Raw genomic sequence first — 5507 nt, 5'->3', positions numbered from 1 at the left:
GGCTCTGCTATTGACATACAAAAAATAAAGTTCTAATATATTAAAAACGAGAAGCAATAATTAAAGAATTATTACTCCTCTTTTTATAAAAGTTTTACATTAATTTTTAGAGTTTACACAAAACTTGCAACAGCCCCAAGGAAAACTTTGGTTAGACTATTAAAAAATAAGTTAGAAAGAAAAAGGATTTGAGAAATATATTTCTCAAATCCTTTTTCTTTTTAAAATCCCAAACTATCTAAAATTTTGTTACCTAAATCTCTATTTTTTCCTCTATATGGATAGCAGTGAATATGGATAGCCGGGTTAAAGTTGATCTCAATTATCCCGTGATTACTCTCATTTGGAAGTTCCTTAATATCTTTTATCATCATATCCACACCACAGATGGTAGCATCTGCAGCCTTGGCTGAATCTATGGCAATCTGTTTATATTCATCTGAAATATCATCGGTAAAGTCTATGCTGTCTCCTCCAGTGCTGATATTTGAATTTTCTCTGAGATAGATAGTTTCATCTTTTTTCGGTATATAGTCAAAGTTTAGATTTTGACCAGCTAAAAATGTTTTCTCGGCTTCTCCTAAAAAAATCTTCTGGAGGGGTTTTTTATAGCCTGTTCCCCGTAAAACATCCTTGTTTTTTTCCTCCACCAATGTTCGGATCGTATTTTTTCCATCTCCCAAAACATTTGCAGGAACCCTGTGGAGAATTCCCACAACTTTATTATCTAAGACAAAAATTCTGTATTCTTTCCCCTCTATAAATTCCTCTATCAGGATGGAATCATCTTCTTTGAAGGCAAATTTCAGAGCATTTTGATAATCTTCTGGAGTAAAATCCTCAGACAGGATAGTTATTCCCAACCCAAAATTAGTGGAGTTGGGCTTAACCACTGTTTTAGATCCGCAATATCTATAAAAATCATCTATAGCATCCTCGGAATTGGTATAATATCCTCCTTTAGGAACTCTTATCTTATTTTTTTCGAGTATTTTTTTAGTAACTAATTTATTTTCCATGATTAGGATTGAGCTATATGAATCCAGGGAAGTTTTAGTAGCCTGAACTATATATTCTGTCTTCCCATCCATAGTCAGGGAGATAAAATTTTCCTTCCTATCCAGGATCTCAAATTTTATTCCCCTTTTAATAGCATCCTTGAGTAAAATTTGGGTGGAAAGCTCCAAATCTTCATACCCCTTCAGGGCAAAGCTATCAATTTGGCTTTTTTTATAGTGTTTTTTAGCTAAATTCAGATTAAAATCTATAAATCCTTCCTCTCTGATTCCGCTTTCGATTTTACTTGAGATAAGAAGATCGGTGTTGTGAAATGATTCTAAAGCTTCTCTGAGAGTATTTTTATAATTTAAATTAGAAATTCCTAAATCTTCTACAGTTTTCTCTATTTTTGAAATTATATCCAGTCCTAGGTCTTTTAAAAATTTAAATTCTCCTCCATTAAATAACTCTAAATCAACCTTTCTGCCGTAGTGGGCTACTAGCTCGTGGTTTTTATTTCCTTCCCACAGCTCTTTCTCTGTGAGGTTATCTTCATCTGTAAACAGGCAGAACAACAGAAATAGGTGTACAAAGTATAGCTGGTCTATGGAAATTCCTGTTTTTATCATGGGATTTAGATCAAGTAACCTGACTTCTAAATATTCAATCCCGTCTTCTTCGATGGATTTCAATAAGTTTTTATTGTCTTTAGCCTTCAACCTGATAGGACTGTAGTATTCTTTTTCATTGATTAATTTCCCCTGAGAGATCAATTTTTTGATGTCTTCTACATATTCTGCTCTAGAATCGTATGAGATATTGAATACTTCCTTATTCTTATACCCACACATCCCATTTCTAAATGAGTTTCCTGAGGTATAGGAGAATGAATCAGGAGCCACTTCATCCAGCATATCCACACATTTTCGACTGTATGTACCATGAATACTAGGATTAGCTCCAAATAAATATATGAGGGTCCATCTGTATTTAAAGAAATTTTTGGAAATTTTCAAGTAGATCTCATCTTTAAATAATTTAAAATCAGAACTTTCAGACTCACTGTATAGTAGGTTTAAAAATTCATCTTTAAAGGAAAAATTATAGTGGATTCCTGATAAGAGTTGTTTTTGTTTACCGTATTTTTGAGAAAGATAATCCCTGTATTTTTGAGCTCGAATTCCTTCACAGGTTTTTTCAAATTTAGAAACAGGGATATCTTCTTCGTCTGGGAGTGACGGAGGAGTACTTTGGGGCCAGAGGTATTCATCTTTTAACTCCAAACTCACAATATCATGTAAACTCTCTAAAAAATTATAAGTTTCCTCAATAGTATCCATAGAGGGGGTGATCACCTCCACCTGACTCTCAGAAAAATCGGTGGTAATATATGGATTTTTCAACTTATTTCCAAAAATATTAGGATGTTTTGTCATAGCAAGGTGACCGCTAGAATCTACCCTAACATTTTCTTTTTCTATCCCAAAATTGCATTTAGTTAAAAATTTATTTAATTTTTTTTCATTTATAATATTTATTAAGTTTTTCATATATATCCCCCTGACGGCTGTTAGCCTAATGAATAATTGAAAATGTACAATGAATGATTAAATTCAAAACATTTTCAAATTGGATTTCTATCTAATTTTATTTATTTTAAATCTGCGTATACTTTAGTATCCGTGTGCTATTTATATTCTTCGTTTAATTCGTGACTAAAGTTTTGTCTTCCTTAAATCTTTTTAGATGGATCATAAACCAAATTGGAAGGACTACTCCTTTAAGTATACTACTAATTGTAATACTCCACCAAATACCATTTAATCCTAATGCTGTGGCAGAAAGTAGGAGAGCCACAGGTATACGAGCTCCTGTAAGTATTATACTTACGATAGATGGAGGTAATGTTTTACCAATACCTTGGAATCCCCCTACAGTGGTCATCTCTATTACCATAAATAGCTGTGATACTCCTAATATCCGCAGGTAGTCAGCTCCTAAACGGACTATATAATCATCCTGTAAAAATATCCTAAATATAGACTCTGGAAAGACTATCAAGATGAAACTTACAAAAACTCCTAGGATAGAGATTATTCCAATGGCATTGAAATATCCTTTTTTTATCCTGTCATACTTTTTAGCTCCGTAGTTTTGACCCACAAAAACAGCCAATGCTCCTTGGAACCCACCTGCTGTAACCCATGAAATAGACTCTATCTGTACTCCTATTCTTTGTACAGCTATTGCGTCAGCACCCCAATCAGCTATGATCCTGGCGATAAACACAGAGAAGCCTGTAAAAAGAATTCTCTGAGCAGCTATAGGGGTACCTATCTTAATAATATCTCTGGTTTTTTTCATGTCATATGTGAATCCATGGGTAAATATCTTATAAATTTTTCTTAAATAGATAAATAAAATAATAGAAACTATTGTTTGAGCTATAACTGTGGCTATGGCAGCTCCTACGACTCCTAATTTTGGAAATCCAAATAATCCAAAGATTAATATTGGGTCTAAAATTATATTTAGGATAAGCCCGATACTGGTTATCAAAAATGGGGTCTTACTGTCTCCGTGTCCATTGAATATCCGAGTAAAAACAAGTGACAGGGCTGAAAAAAATATCCCAAAAGCTGTGATGGTCATATAATCTATAGCCATCTTTTCAATTTCTGGGTTGTTTAGCTTGAAAAACCCTATAAGTTGATATCTAAAAATTAAAATTGCAACTATAAAGACAGTAATAAGACCTATGGTGTTGATGATAGAGGTTTCGGCGTAGGAGTTTGCTTTTTCATAATCTTTTTGCCCTATAGATTGAGATGTTCTAATCCCTGTACCTATAAAGATAAGGGCTGTTATTGCAAACCCGAATTTTAGAAAAAATCCGGCTGTACCAACGGCAGCTACAGCTCCGTTTCCTAATCGTCCGATCCAAATCATATCTATCATATTGTATGCCATTTGAATGAGTGACATCCCCATGATGGGTAGGGAAAGGAGAGTCAATTTATAAAGGATATTTCCCTCGGTTAAATCATGTTTTTTTTGCATCTTGCCCCCTGTGGCTTTTAGCCTAATGTATATAATGTATAATTTTGTCTACAATAGTTTTTTTTTATAGTTCGTAGCGAGGTCTTCACAGTTTTTCAAAAGGTTGAGAGTTTTATCATCTGATATACGATAGTGGGAATAGTTTCTCTCCTTTCTTTTGACAATTAAACCAGCATTACTGAGAATTTTTAGATGCTGTGATAGGTTTGCCTGGGTAAATTCGGTGTCATCGACTAGTTTACACACACAGAGTTCACCGCTCACTAATTTTTTCAAGATCTTTAATCTTAACGGGTGACCTAGAGCTTTGAATATTCTAGCTTGAAAATCAATGTTATTCATAAATTGCCTCCTTAAGTATGTAACTAAATAATTATTTGCTTATATATTATGTTATTTTAATTGTAAAAGCAAGGAAAATTTATTAAATTAAACTTTAGATTCTATTGTATATTAAATAGATGTATAATAATGTATATTACATAAAAAAAAGGGGTGGAAGAGATGAAAATAGGATTTGTGTGTAATGGGAATTCCTTTAAATCTATCATAGGTGAAAGGTTCGGGAATGAATTTAATGATGGAACTTTTGAGATCTATTCGGCGGGAACAAAACCAGCAGAAAAATTAAATGAAGCAGGAAAGAAAATAATGGAATCCAAAGGTTATTCGATGGATGGTTATTTTCCTGAGGATATGGATACATTACCTAAAAAACTAGATGTGTTGGTAAAGATGGGATGTAATATAGATTGTCCGATCTATATGGCAGATAAAGTGGTAAATTTTGGATTGGAAGATGTAGATGATAAAGAAGAGTGTATAGAGTTAATAAAAATGAAGGTGAAGGGATTATTTGAGACTTTAAAAAGAGGTAAAAAAGGTGAATCGGCAACAAGCTGTTGAGGAGATGTAAGGGATAATTCTGGAATAGAATTAAAGGAAGATGAAAAAATAAAAACTCCTAGAGAGAAAAAAATGTATGAATATATCTGTTATTGCGACAAGGTAACCAAAGGAGACATAGTTACCGCTGTATTTGGAGGAGCCAAAACTTTGAAGGAAGTCATGGCAATTACAGGAGCTATGGCACATCCAAATTGTCAGGAGAATAATCCAAAAGGCATCTGTTGTGAGAATGATATAATGGAAGTAATAAAAGAATATAGTTAGATTTTAGAAGGTTTACCGGAAATTTGGTAAACCTTTTTATATGAAAAACCTTTTCGAATAAAGGTCAAATTATAGTTTTGAGTATATCTATAGAGATAGAGTTTAGAAAGATGATATATTGAAAATTGATAAAGGAATATAATGGTCGTATAAATTCATACAAAGAGTGTTTAACCTTAAGCAAAAAAATAGGGTATAATTTAAGAAAACAATATGGGGGATTTTGATTATGAATACACGAAAAACTTACTCTTCTAAGTTTAAATTTAAGATCG

General features: G+C 32.9%; 5 protein-coding genes. 2 read left to right on the top strand and 3 right to left on the bottom strand.

Annotated features, from left to right (window positions below; genetic code table 11):
- Positions 1–221: 221 nt before the first annotated feature.
- The 3 genes from gshAB to V5784_RS07445 all read right to left on the bottom strand — a co-directional run bounded on the left by gshAB (position 222) and on the right by V5784_RS07445 (position 4401).
- Positions 222–2549 (bottom strand): bifunctional glutamate--cysteine ligase GshA/glutathione synthetase GshB, encoded by a 2328-nt coding sequence (gshAB, locus tag V5784_RS07455; protein ID WP_336888401.1) that lies wholly within the window; start codon positions 2547–2549, stop codon positions 222–224.
- 154 nt (positions 2550–2703) lie between these two features.
- Positions 2704–4059 carry an MATE family efflux transporter gene (locus tag V5784_RS07450; protein WP_336888400.1) on the bottom strand — a complete coding sequence of 452 codons (1356 nt, stop codon included), beginning with the start codon at positions 4057–4059 and terminating at the stop codon, positions 2704–2706.
- 48 nt (positions 4060–4107) lie between these two features.
- On the bottom strand, positions 4108–4401 hold the full coding sequence (locus V5784_RS07445) for a metalloregulator ArsR/SmtB family transcription factor (RefSeq protein WP_336888399.1): 294 nt from the start codon (positions 4399–4401) through the stop codon (positions 4108–4110).
- A 162-nt stretch (positions 4402–4563) separates the two neighbouring features.
- Between V5784_RS07445 and V5784_RS07440 the strand changes: the two genes are divergently transcribed.
- Entirely contained in the window at positions 4564–4965 is a 402-nt protein-coding gene (locus V5784_RS07440) for a hypothetical protein (RefSeq protein WP_336888398.1), read from the top strand.
- A 72-nt stretch (positions 4966–5037) separates the two neighbouring features.
- Entirely contained in the window at positions 5038–5232 is a 195-nt protein-coding gene (locus V5784_RS07435) for a (2Fe-2S)-binding protein (RefSeq protein WP_336888397.1), read from the top strand.
- The last annotated feature ends 275 nt before the right edge of the window (positions 5233–5507 follow it).

Source organism: Psychrilyobacter sp., assembly GCF_037132775.1.
Lineage (GTDB): Bacteria > Fusobacteriota > Fusobacteriia > Fusobacteriales > Fusobacteriaceae > Psychrilyobacter.
This window is presented reverse-complemented; position numbering and strand designations above follow the sequence as displayed.

What these genes read in the sequence shown, in the direction of transcription:
- gshAB (WP_336888401.1), bottom strand. Translation starts at nt 2,549, where the DNA reads ATGAAAAACTTAATAAATATTATAAATGAAAAAAAATTAAATAAATTT.
- V5784_RS07450 (WP_336888400.1), bottom strand. Translation starts at nt 4,059, where the DNA reads ATGCAAAAAAAACATGATTTAACCGAGGGAAATATCCTTTATAAATTG.
- V5784_RS07445 (WP_336888399.1), bottom strand. Translation starts at nt 4,401, where the DNA reads ATGAATAACATTGATTTTCAAGCTAGAATATTCAAAGCTCTAGGTCAC.
- V5784_RS07440 (WP_336888398.1), top strand. Translation starts at nt 4,564, where the DNA reads ATGAAAATAGGATTTGTGTGTAATGGGAATTCCTTTAAATCTATCATA.
- V5784_RS07435 (WP_336888397.1), top strand. Translation starts at nt 5,038, where the DNA reads ATGTATGAATATATCTGTTATTGCGACAAGGTAACCAAAGGAGACATA.